This window comes from Phytohabitans houttuyneae (genome assembly GCF_011764425.1).
GTDB classification, from domain to species: domain Bacteria; phylum Actinomycetota; class Actinomycetes; order Mycobacteriales; family Micromonosporaceae; genus Phytohabitans; species Phytohabitans houttuyneae.
Map to the genome: position 1 here is coordinate 4,162,898 of NZ_BLPF01000001.1, position 17,903 is coordinate 4,180,800.

Annotated in this window: 15 protein-coding genes and 2 pseudogenes; 8 read left to right on the forward strand and 9 right to left on the reverse strand. The window is 72.1% G+C overall.

The annotated features are described in order from the left end of the window. The 5 genes and pseudogenes from Phou_RS19145 (at position 1) to Phou_RS19165 (ending at position 7,833) form a co-directional block, all read left to right on the forward strand. Positions 1-1,304 (forward strand): annotated as a pseudogene (locus Phou_RS19145) (dihydrolipoamide acetyltransferase family protein). Between the two features lie 93 nt (positions 1,305-1,397). Further along, the gene (locus Phou_RS19150; RefSeq protein ID WP_173057279.1) at positions 1,398-1,535 is read left to right on the forward strand and encodes a hypothetical protein; all 138 of its coding nucleotides are present in this window, start codon (positions 1,398-1,400) and stop codon (positions 1,533-1,535) included. Between the two features lie 836 nt (positions 1,536-2,371). After that, entirely contained in the window at positions 2,372-5,719 is a 3,348-nt protein-coding gene (locus Phou_RS19155; RefSeq protein ID WP_173057280.1) for a hypothetical protein, read from the forward strand. After that, positions 5,716-5,994, forward strand: coding sequence for an LppU/SCO3897 family protein (locus Phou_RS19160; RefSeq protein WP_173057281.1), 279 nt, complete (start codon positions 5,716-5,718; stop codon positions 5,992-5,994). The genes Phou_RS19155 and Phou_RS19160 overlap by 4 nt, the downstream gene beginning before the upstream one ends. Beyond that, positions 5,987-7,833, forward strand: a pseudogene (locus Phou_RS19165) (NHL domain-containing thioredoxin family protein). The gene Phou_RS19160 and the pseudogene Phou_RS19165 overlap by 8 nt, the downstream one beginning before the upstream one ends. Here the strand turns inward: Phou_RS19165 and Phou_RS19170 are convergent. From Phou_RS19170 to Phou_RS19180, 3 genes are read right to left on the reverse strand one after another with little or no spacing between them, the layout of a single operon-like run. Further along, positions 7,807-8,565, reverse strand: coding sequence for a LamB/YcsF family protein (locus Phou_RS19170; protein WP_173057282.1), 759 nt, complete (start codon positions 8,563-8,565; stop codon positions 7,807-7,809). The pseudogene Phou_RS19165 and the gene Phou_RS19170 sit on opposite strands and share 27 nt — an antisense overlap. After that, a complete protein-coding gene (locus Phou_RS19175; protein ID WP_173057283.1) occupies positions 8,549-9,394 on the reverse strand; it encodes a 5-oxoprolinase subunit C family protein in 846 nt (281 codons plus the stop codon). Before Phou_RS19175 ends, Phou_RS19170 begins: the two co-directional genes overlap by 17 nt. Beyond that, positions 9,391-9,996 (reverse strand): 5-oxoprolinase subunit B family protein, encoded by a 606-nt coding sequence (locus Phou_RS19180; RefSeq protein ID WP_173057284.1) that lies wholly within the window; start codon positions 9,994-9,996, stop codon positions 9,391-9,393. Before Phou_RS19180 ends, Phou_RS19175 begins: the two co-directional genes overlap by 4 nt. A gap of 65 nt (positions 9,997-10,061) precedes the next feature. Between Phou_RS19180 and trhA the strand changes: the two genes are divergently transcribed. Further along, positions 10,062-10,739, forward strand: a complete 678-nt coding sequence (trhA, locus tag Phou_RS19185; RefSeq protein ID WP_173057285.1) for a PAQR family membrane homeostasis protein TrhA — start codon at positions 10,062-10,064, stop codon at positions 10,737-10,739. Here trhA and Phou_RS19190 read toward each other — a convergent pair. Next, the gene (locus tag Phou_RS19190) at positions 10,730-11,014 is read right to left on the reverse strand and encodes a DUF6458 family protein (RefSeq protein ID WP_173057286.1); all 285 of its coding nucleotides are present in this window, start codon (positions 11,012-11,014) and stop codon (positions 10,730-10,732) included. The two genes, trhA and Phou_RS19190, sit on opposite strands and share 10 nt — an antisense overlap. Before the next feature lie 50 nt (positions 11,015-11,064). On the opposite strand from Phou_RS19190, the gene Phou_RS19195 reads away from it, so the two are divergent. After that, positions 11,065-11,562 (forward strand): SixA phosphatase family protein, encoded by a 498-nt coding sequence (locus Phou_RS19195; protein ID WP_173057287.1) that lies wholly within the window; start codon positions 11,065-11,067, stop codon positions 11,560-11,562. Positions 11,563-11,708: 146 nt separating this feature from the next. Here the strand turns inward: Phou_RS19195 and Phou_RS19200 are convergent, their stop codons facing one another. From Phou_RS19200 to Phou_RS19215, 4 genes are all read right to left on the reverse strand, one after another. After that, on the reverse strand, positions 11,709-11,990 hold the full coding sequence (locus tag Phou_RS19200; RefSeq protein WP_173057288.1) for a DUF6458 family protein: 282 nt from the start codon (positions 11,988-11,990) through the stop codon (positions 11,709-11,711). A gap of 83 nt (positions 11,991-12,073) precedes the next feature. Continuing rightward, the gene (locus tag Phou_RS19205; protein ID WP_173057289.1) at positions 12,074-13,933 is read right to left on the reverse strand and encodes an acyl-CoA dehydrogenase; all 1,860 of its coding nucleotides are present in this window, start codon (positions 13,931-13,933) and stop codon (positions 12,074-12,076) included. A gap of 348 nt (positions 13,934-14,281) precedes the next feature. After that, positions 14,282-15,409 (reverse strand): PP2C family protein-serine/threonine phosphatase, encoded by a 1,128-nt coding sequence (locus tag Phou_RS19210; RefSeq protein WP_173057290.1) that lies wholly within the window; start codon positions 15,407-15,409, stop codon positions 14,282-14,284. Positions 15,410-15,518: 109 nt separating this feature from the next. Further along, entirely contained in the window at positions 15,519-16,112 is a 594-nt protein-coding gene (locus Phou_RS19215) for a septal ring lytic transglycosylase RlpA family protein (RefSeq protein WP_173057291.1), read from the reverse strand. A 133-nt stretch (positions 16,113-16,245) separates the two neighbouring features. Here Phou_RS19215 and Phou_RS19220 point away from each other — a divergent pair, with 133 nt between their 5' ends. Continuing rightward, positions 16,246-16,797 (forward strand): phosphoribosyltransferase family protein, encoded by a 552-nt coding sequence (locus tag Phou_RS19220; RefSeq protein ID WP_246273616.1) that lies wholly within the window; start codon positions 16,246-16,248, stop codon positions 16,795-16,797. 279 nt (positions 16,798-17,076) lie between these two features. On the opposite strand, the gene Phou_RS55540 is transcribed toward Phou_RS19220, so the two are convergent. Then, positions 17,077-17,301, reverse strand: coding sequence for a ribbon-helix-helix protein, CopG family (locus Phou_RS55540; RefSeq protein ID WP_173057292.1), 225 nt, complete (start codon positions 17,299-17,301; stop codon positions 17,077-17,079). Positions 17,302-17,903: the final 602 nt, after the last annotated feature.

A 17,903-nucleotide genomic window follows, 5' to 3' on the forward strand; every position in this document is an offset into this window, starting at 1 on the left:
ATGTCGCGGATCAAGGAGTTTCCCCTGCCCGACCTCGGTGAGGGCCTGGTCGAGGGCGAGATCCTGAAGTGGCTCGTCGCCGTGGGCGACACCATCGAGCTCAACCAGCCGATCGTCGAGGTCGAGACGGCCAAGGCCGCCGTCGAGATCCCGGCGAAGTGGGCCGGCAAGGTCCACGCCATCCACCACGAGGAGGGCACGACGGTCGAGGTCGGCATGCCGATCATCTCGATCGACACCGACCCCGGAGCCGGCGAGCCCGCGGAGGCGGCCGAGGCGGCGCGCACGCCGGTCCTGGTGGGTTACGGTCCGCGGACGGCCGCGGCGTCGCGCCGACCCCGGAAAGCAAATGGGAGTACCGCCGCCGTCTCCCCGCCTCCGGTAGAAGTGGCTCCCCCACCACCGCCACCCCTCCGGTCGTGGAGACCCCGGCGCCTCCGGCGCGTGTGCTCGCCAAGCCGCCGGTGCGCAAGCTCGCCCGCGACCTCGGCGTCGACCTCACCGGGCTGACCGGCTCGGGTCCACAGGGCTCGATCACGCGCGACGACGTGCAGGCCGCGGTATCGGCTCCGGCTCCCGTCGCCGCCGCCCCGGTCTTCTCCGCCGACCGCGAGCAGCGCGTACCGGTCAAGGGCGTGCGCAGGCTGACCGCGGAAAACATGGTGTCCTCGGCGTTCACGGCGCCGCATGTCACCGAGTTCCTGACGATCGACGTGACGCGGTCGGTCAAGGCGCTCGACCGGCTGCGTGCGCTGCCCGAGTGGCGGGAGGTGCGGATCTCCCCGCTGCTCCTGGTCGCCAAGGCGGTGCTGCTGGCCGTCGGCCGCCACCCGATGGTCAACTCGACCTGGGCCGGCGAAGAGATCGTCGTCAAGCAGTACGTCAACCTCGGCATCGCCGCCGCCACCGACCGCGGCCTCATCGTCCCCAATATCAAGGACGCGGGGCGGCTCTCGCTGCGGGAGCTGGCCGACGCGATGACAGGGCTGGTGCAGACCGCCAAGGCGGGGCGCACCGCACCGGCCGACATGACCGGCGGCACCTTCACGATCACCAACGTGGGCGTCTTCGGTGTCGACACCGGTACCCCGATCCTGCCGCCGGGCGAATCGGCGATCCTCGCGTTCGGCGCCGTCAAGGAGGCGCCGTGGGTCCACAAGGGCAAGATCCGTGTGCGGCACGTCACGACGCTGGGTCTCTCGTTCGACCACCGCGTCATCGACGGCGAACTTGGGTCGAAGTTCCTGCGTGACGTGGGGGCCTTCCTCTCCGATCCGGAGGCCAGCCTCCTGGCTTGGACTTAGATTGTTAGGCGGGTGGCCGACCTCACCTAATAATCGTTGGCCACCCGCCCCTCTCCCGCGCTTCAATGAAAGGGAGCTACAGGGGGAGGAACCATGAAGATGATCGACCGCTACCGCAGCCACCGTGAGGCCACCCGTCGCGCCCGCGCCATCGAGCGCGCGCTCCGCCAGGCCAACTCGCCTGCCGTGCGCGACGAGATCCGCATCATCGCGCAGCGCCACTACGGGTAGTTTCACTACTCAGATCTACGACCCGTCCGGTTTCTCCGGGCGGGTCGTTGGCATGTGTACGCCCCTCTTCGGGCATTCACAGGTCCGCAAGACCGGGATTCCTTGGGGCTGCACGCGCCCGGTACGGTTGGCGGGGTCGCCGCCCATGGGTCACGCACCCGCCGTCATCGATCGACCACAGGTGGCAGCGGGGCGTATGCAGGAGCGGCGACATGCACGGCCGGCCTCGCCGGACCTCCCGCGCGGGGGCGGTGCGGCCGAATGCGATGAGGGAGGCGCAACATGACGTCCGAGGGCCCGCAGCACACCGGCCACGAGCCGGACGACGCTGCGCGGGGCGCCAGCGGACCCGCGCCGTACGGCGGCCAGCCGGCGCACGACAGCGAGTGGGACGCCCCGCAGTGGGGTGCACCGCAGGGCGGCGCTGAGCCCGCACCGCCCGCACCGACCTACCAGAGCGGCTGGTCACCGGAGCCCGGCGCGTACCCGCCCCCACCGGCCGCGTACCCCCCGCCGCCCGCACCGGCTGGTGGCCCTTCCGGCTCCGCCTCGGTGCCCCCGCACGGCGTGAGCGGCTCGGCGTCGGTGCCGGTGCCTGGCGGCCCTTTCGGCGGCCCCCGCCCTCAAGGCTCGGCCTCCGTCCCGCAGGGCACCGCGTCCGTACCTCGCCCGGCCGCCGAGCCGGTCGGCCTGCCGCCCGAGGCGTGGGCGCCAGCCGGCTCGTGGCCACCCGCTCCGACCCCTCCGCCAGCGGCCTTCCCCCGCCGGCTTCGCACGGCCCTGCGTCGGCTTCCGCATCAGTACCGGGCACCGCTTCCGTCCCCACTTCAGCTCCGGTGCCAGGCTCTGCTCCCGTCTCCGGCCCGGGCGCGGATGGCGGCTTCCCGTCCGGATACCAGCCGGGCCTCGGCTTCCCGCCGCCCAACATCCCGCCCGCCGGCTCGCCTCCCGAGGCGCCGACGAGCGGTGGCCGGGGCGGCCTGCCCAGGCGCGAGCCCGGCCGCTTCGAGCCTTTGGAGCCGATGTCCCGCGAGGCGGCCTTCGGCTCCGCCCGCGTCGACCAGGGCAGCGCCGGCGCCCCTGACGAGCGCGGCCAGGGCGGCCCCGCCGACCGCCGCGGCATCGGCGCCGCTTTCCCACAGGACCGCGGCAGCTACGGCGGCGGCTCGCCTGACGAGCGGGGCTTCGGCGCCCCGGGTGGTTTCGCGCCCGGCCGCCCCGACGATGACAGCTTCGGCGGCGGGCGCCCGGGTCCGTCCGCTTTCGGCGGCGACCGTGAGCCTGGCGGCTTCGGCGCATCCCGCGAGCCGGAGGGCTTCGGCGGCGACCGCCAGCCCGGCAGCGGCCGCGACCGGGAGGGCTTCGGGTCCGACCGGGAGCCGGGAGGGTTCGGCGGCGAGCGCCAGCCTGACGGCTTCGGCGCATCCCGCGAGGCGGACGGCTTCGGTGGCTCCCGTGGGCCGGAGGGCTTCGGGTCCGATCGCGAGGCGGGAGGGTTCGGCGGCGAGCGCCAGCCCGGCGGCTCCGGCGGGGCTGGTGCGTTCGGCGGCGACGGCCAGCCCGGCTTCAACGGCTTCGGCGCCGACCGGGGCGGCTTCCGGCCCGACCACGAGTCCGGCGGCCACCGCCAGCCTGACGGCTTCGGGTCCGACCGCGAGGCGGGAGGGTTCGGATCGGACCGCGGTCCCGCCGTCTATGGGAGCGGCGCTGGCGATGACGACCGGCGCTTCGGGGCTGGTTCGGGAGTCGGGTCCGATCGCGAGCCGGGTGGGTTCGGCGCCGGGCCTGGCGGCGACCGCCGCTTCGGTGGCGCTCCGGACGACGACCGAGGCTTCGGTCCCGGTGCCGGCGATGACCGTGGCTTCGGCGCGGGTCCTGGCGACGACCGTGGCTTCGGCCCGGGTGCGGGCGACGGGCGCCGTTTCGGCGGCGAGTCCGAGCCTGGTGGGTTCGGCGGCGCGAGCGACAGCGACCGCCACGTCGGCGCGGGCCACAGCGAGGACGACGGCCGCTTCGGCGCAGGTCCCGGTGATGAAGACCGCCGCTTCGGGGCGGGTTCGGGTGACGAGGACCGCCGCTTCGGCGGGGGCGCTGACGACGACGGCCGCTTCGGTGCGGGTGAAAGCCGTGGCTTCGGCGGCGACGAGGGCTTCAGCAGCGGCGGTGGCCAGGTCTATGGCGACGGCGGCCGTGGCTTCGGCGACGGCCAGCAGGGCTTTGGCGGCAGCGGCGTCGACGAGAGCGGCTTCGGCGGCGATCGCGAGTTCGGCGGCAACACCCCTGACGAGCGCGGCTTCGCAGCCGCCGGCCAGGGTGACCGCGGCTTCGCGACAGCCAGCCAGGACCAGCATGGGTATCCGGCCGCCGGCCAGGACGAGCGCGGCTTCGCCGCCCCCGGCCAGGACGAGCGCGGGTATCCGGCCGCCGGCCAGGACGAGCGCGGCTTCGCCGCCTCCGGCCAGGACGAGCGCGGGTATCCGACTGGCGGCCAGGACGAGCGTGGCTTCGGGGCCGGCGGCCAGGACGAGCGTGGCTTCCGTCCCCAGCACGAAGGCTTCGGAAGCGGCGGCCACAGCGGCTTCGGGCCCGCTGACCACGATGGGGCCGGCCACGACGGGTTCGGACCTGCCGGGCGGGAAGGCTTCGGGCAGGCGGAGCGCGACGGGTTCGGCGGTGCTGGGCGTGACGGGTTCGGGGCTGCCGCCCGCGAGGGTTTTGGTCCGGCGGGCCACGACGGCGCGGATGACTACGGCCAGGGACAGCGTGACGCCAGCGGCTTCGGCTCGGCCTGGACGGGTGCCTTCGAGTCCGGCCGTGCCGGGCGCGCGGAGGTACCGGGCCGCTACGAGGCGTTGGGACGGCCCGACGGCGGTCCCGCTGACGTCGACCGGGCGGAAGGCCACGACCGGGCGTTCGAGGAGCACCGCTTCGAGGCGGGCGGGTTCGACGCCGGCCGCCGCGAGGCTGGTCACCGCCAGCCCGAGCGCGAGGACACCCCGCCGCCGCGGCCGTTCGAGGGGCAGGAGGTCCGGGTTCCGGGCGCCCACCTCGGTACCCCGCCGCCGGACGAGCCGGGTGCCGGCCGCGGGATGTTCAGCGTGGACGAGGACGCGCCGCCGCCTGGGCGTGCGCCGGCTCCCCGCCCCACCGGGGCGGCGTCGGTGCCGGGTGCCGGTCCGTTCGGCTCCAACGGACACGAGTTCGGCCCGCCGCACCCGGACGCACAGCCGCCGGTGCCGCAGCCACGTGGTCCTGGTGGCGAGATCAAGCCGGTCTCCGCGAGCGCCTCTGTGCCGGTGGCCAGCCGGATCACACCGCCGACCGAGCAGCCGGTGCAGCCGCCGCAGTCCGGTGCGCCGCAGCCCCGGGTGTACGGCCGGCCCGCGCCAGCCGACCCCGACGACGATGCCGCGCCGCCGCCACCCCCGCCGCCCCGCGCTGGCAGCGTGACGGCCAGCGCGCGGGTCGCACCGCCGCCGCCTCCTGGCGCACCGCACGGGCCGCCCGGCTCTCCGGCCGCGCCGTACTCCGAGCCCACGGGCGTCTTCACCGGCGGCTCGCCCTACGGCGACGGCCCGCACGGCAGCCCGGTTGGACCCGGTAGCCCCGTGGGACCGGGCAGCCCGGTCGGTATCGGCAGCCCAGTGGGCCCGCCGCCGGGCAGTCCTGCCGGACCGATGGGGCCCTACAACCAGCCGCCGCAAGGCTTCGGCGCCCCGCCCGGACCGACGACGTACCCGCCGTCGACGTACCCGCCGCCGCCCGGTGGCTTCCCGCCGCCCGGTGGACCCCCGAGCGGCTTCGCACCGCCGCAGGGACCGCCCGGCGGCTACGAGCCCCCACACGGCCCACCCGGCGGGTTCGAGCCGCCACAGGGACCGCCCGGTGGCTACGAGCCCCCGCACGGCCCGCCCGGTGGCTTTGCGCCGCCTCAGGGACCGCCTGGTGGCTACGAGCCCCCGCAGGGTCCGCACGGTGGCCCGCCGCAGGGCACCGCCGCCTTCCAAGCGGGTGGCTTCCCGCCGCCCGGACCGCCCCAGGGCGGCAACACCGCGAGCTGGGGTGCACCGCAGGACGGCACGCAGGATCGCTTTGGCGCGTTCCAGCCGGAGGCGGGGGCCAGAGCCAGGCCACGAAGCCCGAGCCGAAGGAGCGCAACCTGCGCGTCTTCGTCCTCGTGGTGATCGTCGCCCTCCTGGTGCTGGTCGTCCCGCTCGGCCTCGTGTACGCCTTCACCCGCGGCTCGGACGCCTTCAGCCCGGACGTCGGCAGCTGCGTCAAGCAGTCCGGCACCAACGGCGCGGTGGCGGCCGAGTGCAGCGAGGCGAACGCGTTCGAGGTCGTGTCCAAGGAGGACAGCGCCGCGAAGTGCGCCGACCAGGCCCAGCCACGGATCGAGATCGCCGGCGACGGCGGTCGCGTCGAGGTGCTGTGCCTCAAGCCGGCCGCCAGTGGCTGATCCAGTCTCCGGCCGCCACGCCCGCGTACGCGCACCTGAGCTGCGCGGGCGTGGCTGGCTGAACACGGGGGCAAGCAGCTCAAGCTCGCCGACCTGCGCGGCAAGGTGGTGCTGCTCGACTTCTGGACGTTCTGCTGCATCAACTGCCTGCACGTCCTCGACGAGCTGCGCCCGCTCGAAGAGAAGTACGGCGACGTGCTCGTGGTCATCGGCGTCCACTCGCCGAAGTTCGAGCACGAGCGCGACGCCGCCGCCCTCGCCGCCGCCGTCGAGCGGTACGGCGTCGCCCACCCCGTGCTCGACGACCCGGAGCTGGTCACCTGGCAGCAGTACGCGGCCAAGGCCTGGCCCACCCTCTCCGTCGTCGACCCGGAGGGCTACGTGGTCGCCTCCATGGCCGGTGAAGGGCACGCTGAAGGCCTCGGCCGCCTCATCGACGAGCTGATCGCCACCCACGAGGCCAAGGGCACGCTGCACCGCGGCGACGGGCCGTACGTGCCGCCCGCCGACGCCGCCACCACCCTGCGCTTCCCCGGCAAGGCACTCGTCCTGCCGAGCGGCAACCTGCTCGTGTCCGACTCGGCTCACCACTCGCTCGTCGAGCTTGGCGCGGATGGCGAGACGGTCGTGCGGCGGATCGGCTCGGGCCAGCGCGGCCGCGCCGACGGCGGTCCGGCCGTGGCGGAGTTTTCCGAGCCGCAGGGACTGTGCCTGCTGCCGGAGCACGAGGCGGGTGTCGCCGGATACCACGTGGTGGTGGCCGACACCGTCAACCACCTGCTGCGCGGCCTGCGCCTCGACACCGGCGAGGTCACCACGATCGCCGGCAGCGGAAACCCGTGGCGATCCACTGTGGACGACCACGCGCACGACGCGCTCGCCGCGGACCTCTCCTCGCCGTGGGATGTCGCCTGGTACGACGGCCGCGTCATCGTCGCGATGGCCGGCATCCACCAGCTGTGGTGGTACGACCCGGTGAAGCGCACGACCGGCGTGTACGCGGGCACGACCGTCGAGGCACTCCGCGACGGCCCGATCCCGGACGTGTGGCTCGCCCAGCCGTCGGGGCTCTCCGCCGGCGGAAAGACGCTGTGGCTCGCCGACAGCGAGACCTCAGCCCTGCGCTACATCCGCGACGGCGTGCTGCATACCGCCGTCGGGCAAGGGCTCTTCGACTTCGGGCACATGGATGGACCGGCCGACCAGGCGCTGATGCAGCACCCGCTCGGCGTGTGCGCGCTGCCGGACGGCTCGGCGCTGGTGGCCGACACCTACAACGGGGCCGTACGCCGCTACGACCCCGCCACCGACACCGTGTCCACAGTGGCCGGTGACCTCGCCGAGCCGAGCGACCTCGTGCTCACCGGAAGTGGCGACGTGCTCGTGGTGGAGTCCGGCGCGCACCGGATCGTGCGGCTCGCGCCCGGCGCGATCCCGCAGGCCGCGACGGTGGCCGGCGCCCGCCACCGCACCGAGCGGCCACCCACCGACCTCGCGCCCGGCGAGGTGACGCTGGACGTGGTGTTCACACCGGCGCCGGGGCAGAAGCTGGACGAGTCGTTCGGCCCGTCGACCCGGCTGGAGGTCTCGGCCTCGCCGGCGGAGCTGCTGCTCGAAGGCGGTGGCGTGACCACCGACCTCTCCCGCCGGCTCGTGCTCAACGCGTCCGTCTCGGAGGGTGTGCTGCAGGTGGTGGCCCAGGCGGCGACCTGCGACGCGGAGGCCGAGCACGCCGCCTGCCACCTCACGCGCCAGGACTGGGGCGTGCCGATCCGGCTCACGCCGGAGGGCGCGCAGAGGCTCCCGCTCGTCCTACGCGGGCTGGACGAAGGCGCCTAGCCGCACGCCGGCCGCTTCGAGGGCCGCCCGCACGCCGCGAGCCAGCTCCACCGCGCCGGGCGTGTCGCCGTGCACGCAGATCGACTCCACGGGCAGGCGCAGGTCGATGCCGTCGACGGTGTGGACCACCGACTCCACCGCCATCCGCACCGCCCGCGCGGCCACCGCGTCCGCCGCCTTGACCAGCGCGCCCGGCGCCGATCGGGGCACCAGCGCGCCGCTGGCCTGGTATCCCCGGTCGGCGAAGCCCTCCGCCACCGCGCGCAGCCCGGCACCCGTCGCGAGCTGGCCGAGCACCGAGCCGGGTGGGCACAGCACCGGCAGCGTGCGGTCGTAGTCGACCACTGCCGCGACCACGGCCGCCGCCTGCGCCTCGTCGACGGCGGCGGTGTTGTAGAGGGCGCCGTGCGGCTTCACGTACCGCACGCGGGTGCCGGCCACCCGGCAGAACGCGTCGAGCGCCCCGATCTGGTACAGCACGTCGTCGCGCAGGTCGTCGAACGCGTACTCGATCCGGCGCCGCCCGAAGCCCGCCAGGTCGCGGTAGCCGACCTGCGCGCCGACGGCGACGCCCTTTTCCGCCGCGCCCGCGCAGACCCGCCGCATCGTGCCCGAGTCGCCGGCGTGAAAGCCGCACGCCACGTTTGCCGAGGTCACGACCGCGAGCAGCGCGTCGTCGTCGCCGAGGCGCCAGGCGCCGAAACCCTCGCCGAGGTCAGCGTTCAGGTCCATGGAACGTCACGGTAGTACCGGGCGCCGCCTGCGCGAGTGGCGTTACGTCGTCGACCACCCCGATAACGGGGTATCCGCCGGTGGTGGGGTGATCCGCCAAGAAGATCAACGGTTGGCCGCTCGCCGGCACCTGCACCGCGCCGAGCACGATGCCCTCGCTGGGCAGCTCCGCGGCCTCCGCGCGGGTCAGGGTCGCGCCGGACAGTCGCGCGCCGACGCGGTTGCTGACCGGACTCACCGTGTACACGGTGCCGAGCAGCATCGCCACCGCCTCCGCTGTGAACCAGTCCGCCCTGGGGCCGAGCGTGATGCCCAGCGCGAGCTCGCGCGGTGGCGGCCGCCAGGGCACGAAGTCCACAATGGACGGATCTTGTGGCGCCCCCAGCGGCAGCCGGTCCCCGTCCCGCAACGGGGCGGGGCCCAGCCCGGAGAGCGTGTCGGTCGACCGGCTGCCGAGCACGGGCGGGGCCGCGATCCCACCGCCGATCGCGAGGTAGGACCGCACGCCGTGCACCACGCGACCGACCGTGACCACGGCACCGGCCGGCACCGGCACGGGCAGGCCGAACCCCGCCGGCCGGCCACCCACCGCCAGCGACGCGGCCGCCCCGGTCAGCGCGACCGTCCCGGCCGCCGGCAGGCGCAGCGAACACCCACCCGCCGTCACCTCCAGCCCAGCCGCGTCCGGCGGGTTGCCCACGAGGCGGTTGGCAAGGCGCAGCGCCGGCCCGTCCAGGGCTCCCGCGCGTGGCACGCCCAGGTGGGCGAAGCCGGGGCGGCCGAGATCCTGCACGGTGGTCAGCGGCCCGGCCTTGAGCACCTCGATCATTCGGATACCAGCCGCACGCGCGTGCCGGGTGCCAGCAGCGCCGGCGGGTCGCGCTCGATGTCGAAGAGGACGGCGTCGGTGCTGCCGACGAGCCGCCACCCGCCGGGTGAGGCGGTGGGATAGATGCCCGCGTACTCGCCGGCGAGCGCCACCGAACCGGCCGGCACGCGAGGGCGCGGCGTGGCGAGGCGGGGCACCGGCCACGGCAGGCCGGTCATGTACGCGAAGCCGGGCGCGAACCCGCAGAACGCGACGCGCAGCTCGGTACCGGAGATCCGCTCCACCGCCTCGGAGACCGGGACGCTCCACCCCTCGGCGACGGCCGCGAGGTCGACACCGTCGTACCGGACGATGATCTCGACGAGCGGGCCGGCCGTGGTGCCGGCGGCCGGCGGCGGTGCCCAGCCGGCGAGCAGGCCGGCCGTTTGCTCGGGGTCGGTGAGGCCGTCGAGCAGGACGGTGCGGGCGCCGGGGACGATTTCGGCCGCGGCCAGCTCACCCTGCTCGCGGCGGCGCCACAGCTCGGCTCGCCACGCCTCGACCTCGGCGCCGTCCGCGCATTCGACGAGCAGGCCGGTGGCTCCGGCGCGGCGGGTGTGCATGACGTCATCGTGCCTGACGTCTCTGCTCTACTTGCAAGTAACCTACGCTGCCGTAACCTGGAACAGTGACAACTGATGCACCCGTCCGGCTCCGCCCGGTAGACGTGGGCAAGCCGCGGATGCGCGGCTGGCTGCATGCGTACGCGTTTTTTGTCGCCGTGGTCTGCGGGATCGTGCTCTGCTCCCTGGCCGCCACCCGGCCCGGCGTCGCGCCGCTGGTGAGCTGCGTGATCTACAGCCTTACGGTGTGCGGGCTGTTCGGCACGAGCGCGCTTTACCACCGCCGGGTGTGGTCGCCGCGCGGCTTCCAGATCATGCGGCGCCTCGACCACTCCATGATCTTCATCTTCATCGCGGGGACGTACACGCCGTTCTGCGTTCTCCTGCTCCCGCAGAAACTCGCCACGATCCTGCTCGCGATCGTGTGGGTCGGCGCGGTCGGCGGCGTGGTGCTCAAGCTGGCCTGGCCACACGCGCCGCGGTGGGCGTCGGCGCCGCTGTACGTGGCTTTGGGCTGGGTCGCGATCGCCGTGCTGCCCGACATCGGCCGGCACGGTGGGCCGGCGGCGCTGGTGCTGCTGATTGTGGGCGGCGTGGCGTACACGGTCGGTGCCGTCTTCTACGCGCTACGCCGCCCCAACCCCTGGCCGACGGTCTTCGGTCACCACGAGTTCTTTCATGCCTGCACCTTGGTGGCCGCGCTGTGCCACCACATCGCGATCTACTTCGCCCTCTATTCGTAGAGGCGACCGCTGGGACGCCGCACCTCGCGACGCTCCTCGATCCGCTCGGTCTGCACCGGCACGACCCGCTCGACCCGCTCGGTGGGCTGTACCACCGTGGTCGTGGTGCGGCGGCGGCTCTGCCAGAAGGAAATCGTCAGCAGGAGACCGGCGAGGCCGGCGATCATCAAGACCCAGCCAACGACGTTGATGTCGAGCCAACCGAGATCGAACTCGACCGCGAACGCGAATATCGCACCCAAGGCGATGAGGAAGATGCTTCCACCGATACCCATAAGGATTGCTTACCCAGGTGTTTCGTGCCTCAATCAGGCAAGCTGTACACATGACGGAACGCACCCTCGTGCTGTTGCGCCACGCCAAGGCCGAGCGCCCGGCGGGCACCGCTGACGTCGACCGGCCTCTCACCGCACGCGGCCACGCGGATGCCGCCGCGGCCGGCGCCTGGCTGGCACACCACTCGCTGCTGCCCGGCGAGGTCATCTGCTCGCCGGCGAAGCGGACCCGCCAGACGTGGCACGGGGTCGCCCTGGCGCTCGGCGGTCCCGCGCCGGAGGTGCGTTACGAGCCGCTGATGTACGGGGGAACCGCTCGCGAGCTGCTCACCCTCATCCGCGGCACCGCTGAGGGCACCGACACGGTACTGGTCATCGGCCACAACCCGACCATTTCCGACCTGTCCGGCCTGCTCGACCCGGCCGCCGCGCTCGACTCGGACGGCCTGCGCACGAGCGGGTTGGCGGTGCACCGCTTCGACAGCTCATGGGCCGACATCGAGCCGGGCAAGGCGGCGCTCGCCGACACGCACACGGCCCGCGGCTGACCGCCGCCCCTGTCCGCCGGTCTGTCCACAGTGGCCGGGCGGCTCCGGAGGCCGCCGCGACCAGCGGCGGAGGGTGAGGCCGCGGGAGCAACGGTCCGGACCAACGACGGGCGTCGCGGTAGCTCACCCCTAAAAAGTGATCTCTCTCAGCCTGAGGGTGACGGCGGAGGTGGCGCGTCCGGCGGGATCGGGGGTTGGGAGCCGCCGTCGCCGGTCTGGTGGGACAGGCGGTTTTCCTCGACCCACGACCGGATGACCCGGCGGCGGCGGTCCTGCCAGTACCAGAGGGTGACGAGGATGACGGCCACGCCGGCGAGGATCAGCACGAGGCCGACCGTGTCGATGTCGATCCACCATGGATCCAGCCGGATCGCGAACGCCAGCATGGCGCCGAGCGCGATCAGGAAAATCCCGCCGCTGATGCCCATCGGACCATTAGAGCGTCCGTTATGGGCGATGCGCAGCCAAATGCCGGGCAGTGGCACATTGCTCACTGCCCGGCATCGGCGTGTTAGAACGCGTCCTCGGCCAGGTCCATCAGCTCGAGGTTTGTCGACTCGATGATCCGGCGGTCGGCGCCGATGCGCGGCAGCACCTCGTGCGCGAAGAACCGGGCCGCGGCGACCTTGCCCTCGTAGAAGGACTTGTCCGCGGCCGAGGGCTCGCCGGCCAGCGCGCGGAGCGCCACGTCGGCCTGCCGCTGGAGCAGCCACGCGATGATCAGGTCGCCGAGCGCGAGCAGCAGGCGGCGGGAGTTGAGGCCCACCTTGTAGAGCGCGCGCGGCTCGCCGCCCTGCGCCTCGCCGAGCCAGCCGGTCATCGTGCCGAGGATCGTCTGCACCTCGGCAAGCGCCTTGCCCAGCGCCAGCCGCTCCTCCTTGAGCTGGCCGTTGCCTCCCTCGCTCTCGAGGAAGGACTGGATCTCGCCGGCCACTGTCATCAGCGCCTTGCCGCCGTCCCTGACCACCTTGCGGAAGAAGAGGTCGAGGCTCTGGATGGCGGTGGTGCCCTCGTACAGCGTGTCGATCTTCGAGTCGCGGACGTACTGCTCCAGCGGGTAATCCTGCAGGTAGCCGGAGCCGCCGTAGGTCTGCAGCGCCTCGTGGCCCAGCATCTCGTACGCCCGCTCGGAGCCGACGCCCTTCACCAGCGGGAGGAGGAAGTCGTTGATCCGCTTGGCGACCTTCGCGGCCCGCTCGTCGCCCGCCGCCTCGGCGAGGTTGATGCGGTCCTGCCAGGTCGCCGTGTACATGACCAGGGCGCGCAGCCCTTCGGCGTACGACTTCTGCAGCATCAGCGAACGCCGCACGTCCGGGTGGTGCGTGATCGTCACGCGCGGCGCGGTCTTGTCGGACATCTGCAGCAGGTCGGCGCCCTGGACGCGCTCCTTGGCGTACTCGAGCGCGTTGAGGTAGCCGGTCGACAGGGTGGCGATGGCCTTGGTGCCGACCATCATGCGGGCGTACTCGATGATGAGGAACATCTGCCGGATGCCCTCGTGCACGTCGCCGAGCAGCCAACCCTTGGCCGGGACGCCGTGCTCGCCGAAGGTCAGCTCGCAGGTCGTGGAGACCTTGAGGCCCATCTTGTGCTCGACGTTGGTGGCGAAGACGCCGTTGCGCTCGCCCAGCTCGCCGGTCGCGGGGTCGAAGTGGAACTTCGGCACGACGAAGAGCGACAGGCCCTTGGTGCCCGGGCCGCCCACGCCCTCGACGCCGACCGGGCGGGCCAGCACGTAGTGGATGATGTTTTCCGAGAGGTCGTGCTCGCCGCTCGTGATGAAGCGCTTGACGCCCTCGATGTGGAAGCTGCCGTCCGGCTGCGGGATCGCCCGCGTGCGGCCGGCGCCGACATCAGAGCCGGCGTCCGGCTCGGTCAGCACCATGGTCGACGCCCAGCGCTTTTCCACGAAGAGCTTCGCCCACTCCTTCTGCTCGGCCGTGCCCTCGCGGTGGAGGGTGGTGGCGAAGGACGGGCCGGAGGCGTACATCCAGACCGGCGCGTTGGAGCCGAGCACGAGGTCGGCAAGCGCCCACCAGAACACGCGCGGCGCGGGCGTACCGCCGATCACCTCGGGCAGGTCGAGGCGCCAGAACTCCGCCTTCATGAACGCCTCGTACGACTTGCGGAACGCCTCCGGCATCGCGACCGAGTGGGTCGCCGGGTCGAAGACGGGCGGCGTGCGATCGCCGGCCGAGAAGCCGGCCGCGAGGTCCTCGCGCGCCAGGCGGTCCATCTCGCCGAGGATGCTGCGGGCCGTGTCCGCGTCGATATCGGAGTACGGCGCTTGCCCGAACGCTTGCGCCTCACCCCCGAAGACCTCGAAGAGGTTGAACTCAAGGTCACGGACGTTGCTCTTGTAGTGCGTCATGCTCGTTGGCCCCCGCTCCCGGGCAGTGGTTACCGGTCAGTAATTTTGATTTTATTACCGGTCAGTAAGGGCCGACAAGGAGACGGTGGAAGTGACCGTCACCACATGGTTAATTTTTGTCCCATTAGACCCGATTAGCCGGGGAGGCAAGTCAGCACGCCGACAGTCTCGTCACGCCGGTCGATGTCACCTCGTTGGGTCGGATACCCGCCGCCTGAAGGCGGACCCACCCCGGGAGGCACCATGATCGCCAGGTTTCTCACTCTGATCGCCGAGCCCAGCCTTCTGCGCCGCTACGTGGGTCGCCACCGGGCGCGCTGAGCGTCACCTTGCTGGCGCTCCGTGTTCTCAGCTTTCCGGGGCTCCTACTTCCCAGCTGGGCACCGCGGCGGCGGTGACCTGCCGGGTGCCCGCGTACTCCATGAGCACCAGCGCGATGTCGTCGTCGAGGCGGCCGTGCACCCACTCGACCAGGGCCGTCTCCAGCGAGGCCAGCCCGTCGCCGACCGTGCCGTGACCGAGCAGCCGCCACGCGCGGTCGGCCGTCGGGAAGAACTCGCCGTCCCGCCGCGCCTCGCCCAGCCCGTCGGTGAAGAGCAGGAGGCGGTCACCGGGTTCGAGGCGCTCGACCCGCGGGCGTACCACCGGCATGAACCCCAGCGGCGGCGCCGGCGCCGGCGGCTCCAGCGGGATGACCTCACCGCGGCGCAGCAGCAGCGGGGCAGGGTGGCCACAGTTGACGATCGTGAGCGTGCCGCCCCGCTCCTCCACCAGCGCCGCGGTCACGAAGTCCTCGTCACCGACGCTGCGGGCCACCGCCCGGTCCAGGTCGGCGACGATGGCGCGCAGGTCGGCCCGCTCGTACGCCACGTGGCGGTAGGAGCCGAGCACGATGCTGGCCAGGCGTACCGCGTCGAGGCCCTTGCCACGCACGTCACCAATGATCATGCGGACGCCGTAGGGCGTGTCCAGCGCTTCGTAGAGATCGCCGCCGATGTCCGCAGCCGCCGTCGCCGAGATGTACCGCCCGGCCACGGCGAGCGTGCCCACCTGCGGGCCCAGCGGCCGCAGCACCGCCTGCTGCGCCACCGAGGCGAGACGGGAGAGCTCGGCGATGCGCTCGGCCTGCCGCTCCCGGATGAAGGCGACCGCTGCCGCGATGGCGGTGGCCAGGCCGATGCCGACCACGATCGTCAGGTTGGCCAGCCGGTTTTCCCGCCCGGCCAGCGCGAACGCCCCACCCACCGCGGTGGCCAACATGCCCACCCCGAGCACCACCCGCCACGAGGCGAACGCCGCGGCCAGGAAGGGTGCCGCCACGATCAGGCCGATGTAGCGCGCCTCTGAGCCGTCCGCGAGCTCGATGGCGGACACGAGTGCGAGCAGCACAAGGGCCGCGCCGAGGCCGGCGCGGGAACCAGAGCTCAACGGGCGGCGGCCCGGCGGCAACAAACGCATGGGTACGCCGAACAGCATGCCTGATCGACGGGCGCGACTGAACGAAGTTGACCCCTCGACCGATGGGGTTTTGACCACCTGGTGCAAAGTTCCCGATCGGCTTGGTCGGGGGTTGCTGCTCACCCGGTCATTTCAAGATCTCGTAGCGCACGTCGATGTGCCCCAGGTCCAGCGACGCGATGGCCCGGAAGGCGGCCCGGGAGAGGTCGATGCACCGCCCGTCGATGTACGGCCCGCGGTCGTTGATGCGGACGACGACCGACTTTCCGTTGGCCGGGTTGGTCACCCGCACCCGCGTGTCGAACGCCCACGTCTTGTGCGCCGCGGTCAGCGCCTCGGGGTCGAACTGCTCCCCGTTCGCGGTGCCCTGCGGCTCGTCGTAGAAGGACGCCCCGCAGCTGCCGGTGTCGGTGACCACCTCGGTCCTGGCCTTGGGGCTGGCGGTGGTCTTGCTCGGCGTCGGGCTGGGCTCCGCCCTGCGCACGTCGCCTCGCGATGCCCGCTGCGGCGTCTTGGACGGCGTCGGGGCCGGCGTGGCGCTCGCGGCGGGTGTGCCGGTCGTCGGCGCGGCGGTGATCTCCACCGTCGTCTCCGGAGTCCGCGCGCCGGCAAGCTGGACCGCGCCCACGCCACCCCCGACGAGCAGTGCGCCAACCACGGCCGCCGAGGCCACGGCGCTGATACGACTCCTCTGGGACCTGCGGTGATGCTTTCCGGTCACCGGCGGACCGTAGCCATCCCGCCACTTACGCTGTCAAAGTGATCTATGGCTTTCGTACACCTTTGCGGTGAAACGTTCAGCCATTCGAACGAGGCGGTGTAGGTCGGTTGTCCAGGTGGCGGACCATTGTCCTGTGGCTGACCTCGCTAAACGCCTCGTACACAGCTTCCGGTGGATCGACCCCGGTCCGGAGAGCACCCATCTGGTCAGCGACATGTCCGGCTGGTGGCGCGACCCGGAGATCCTCGCCGCGCTGGGCCCCGCACTTGCCGACCTCTACCGGCCGTCGCGCCCCACGCTCGTGGTGTCGCCGGAAGTGACCGGCTATCTGCTGGGCCCGCTGGTCGCGGCCGCGCTCGGCGTGGGCTTCGCAGCCGGCCACAAGGAGGGCGCCGACCGCCAGATCGCCGAGCCGGTCACGTGGGCACAGACCCCGCTGGACTACCGCGGGCGCAGCCTTTCACTGGGCGTACGCAGCCGGCTGATCGGTCCCGCGGACCGCGTGCTGGTCGTGGACGACTGGGTGACGACGGGGGCGCAGGTGAGCGCGCTGTATGAGGTGGCCCGCACGCTGGGCGCCGAGGTGGTGGGGTGCGCCGCGGTGGTGGCTGACTGCAGCCCGGCGGTGACCGCCACCTTGGGGATCAGGTCACTGCTGACGTCGGACGACCTCGCCCCGAACTGACCGAGGCCAATAAGGAAAGCCCAGGCCGGGCTCCGGCGTGGGCTTTGTCTGTGGAGCGGGTGACGAGAATCGAACTCGCACTGTCAGCTTGGGAATCGTCCAACATCGCCGGTTCGAGGCTGCCGCACGCTGGTCAGCGCAGCCTCCAGTGGCCTGGAGTGACCCTCAGCGTCCCCCGGTATTGGCACGCCAATGGCACGCGTGCGGCGGATGACTCTGCGCCGTCGGATGTCATCCCCAGTCTGGTTTTGTGGGGCTAGCAGCGGCGCTGCCTCGCCTTTAGAGAATGTGGATTTGGCGCCTCGTGCCGGTCTTGCGATTCACGAGTCGGAGTTCGCTGCCGGCGCGCTGCTCATCGTCCAGCAGCTTGAGCACTGCGACCGCGCGTCGGACGATTTCAGTGAGGGAAGTCTGGTTTCGTGCCGCTAGCTCCCGAAGCGACTCGGCAGTTGTCGATGAGATGTTCACCGAGAGTCGCTCGCTCTGCTTAATCGAAGTAGTCATCGTATCTCAAATCTGTCACGCCGTTGAACGACATACACTACGCTTAGTAGTCATGAAACTACCTGACGTTACAAGCTGTGGCCCGTAGCCCTCTCTGCGGCTCCTCGAAGCCGCACATCATGTGTACCACATCCACACCGGATGTGGACCGACATGATCCCAAACTGAGACACAGCCCGTGCGTGACCGCCCGCGACCACGGAGCCCGAAGGGGCTCCTACCACCGGAGGGACCATGACAACCGCCTCATGGTCATGGGATGAAGACGAGGACCCCGGACCAGACGTCCCCCCCTGGACAATGCGCCGGATCTCGCCGAGCGAGGACGTCCTTCCATCCCTTCAACAAATCGTTATACCCATCACTGCAACTCTGGGCCTGCTGGCGCTCGTCGGGTGGCGAGTTCGACGGGCGCATAGGAGGCGGAGATGATGGCGCCAATGGAGGAAGACCTGCCCCCTGGTCCGGACGAACCTTCCACCGACCTTAAAGAGGACGACACCCCAGGACCCGATACCCAGCCTTACGTTGTGAGCGCTGGCGACGCATGGGTACGCAATGTATTGACGTTTGTCGTCGCGACCGTCTGGATCGCAGTACTC

Excerpts from the sequence above, each read along its gene's own strand:
- Phou_RS19150 (WP_173057279.1), top strand. The coding sequence starts at position 1,398 with ATGAAGATGATCGACCGCTACCGCAGCCACCGTGAGGCCACCCGTCGC.
- Phou_RS19170 (WP_173057282.1), bottom strand. The coding sequence starts at position 8,565 with ATGGACCTGAACGCTGACCTCGGCGAGGGTTTCGGCGCCTGGCGCCTC.
- Phou_RS19175 (WP_173057283.1), bottom strand. The coding sequence starts at position 9,394 with ATGATCGAGGTGCTCAAGGCCGGGCCGCTGACCACCGTGCAGGATCTC.
- Phou_RS19180 (WP_173057284.1), bottom strand. The coding sequence starts at position 9,996 with ATGCACACCCGCCGCGCCGGAGCCACCGGCCTGCTCGTCGAATGCGCG.
- Phou_RS19190 (WP_173057286.1), bottom strand. The coding sequence starts at position 11,014 with ATGGGTATCGGTGGAAGCATCTTCCTCATCGCCTTGGGTGCGATATTC.
- Phou_RS19195 (WP_173057287.1), top strand. The coding sequence starts at position 11,065 with ATGACGGAACGCACCCTCGTGCTGTTGCGCCACGCCAAGGCCGAGCGC.
- Phou_RS19200 (WP_173057288.1), bottom strand. The coding sequence starts at position 11,990 with ATGGGCATCAGCGGCGGGATTTTCCTGATCGCGCTCGGCGCCATGCTG.
- Phou_RS19205 (WP_173057289.1), bottom strand. The coding sequence starts at position 13,933 with ATGACGCACTACAAGAGCAACGTCCGTGACCTTGAGTTCAACCTCTTC.
- Phou_RS19210 (WP_173057290.1), bottom strand. The coding sequence starts at position 15,409 with ATGCTGTTCGGCGTACCCATGCGTTTGTTGCCGCCGGGCCGCCGCCCG.
- Phou_RS55540 (WP_173057292.1), bottom strand. The coding sequence starts at position 17,301 with ATGACTACTTCGATTAAGCAGAGCGAGCGACTCTCGGTGAACATCTCA.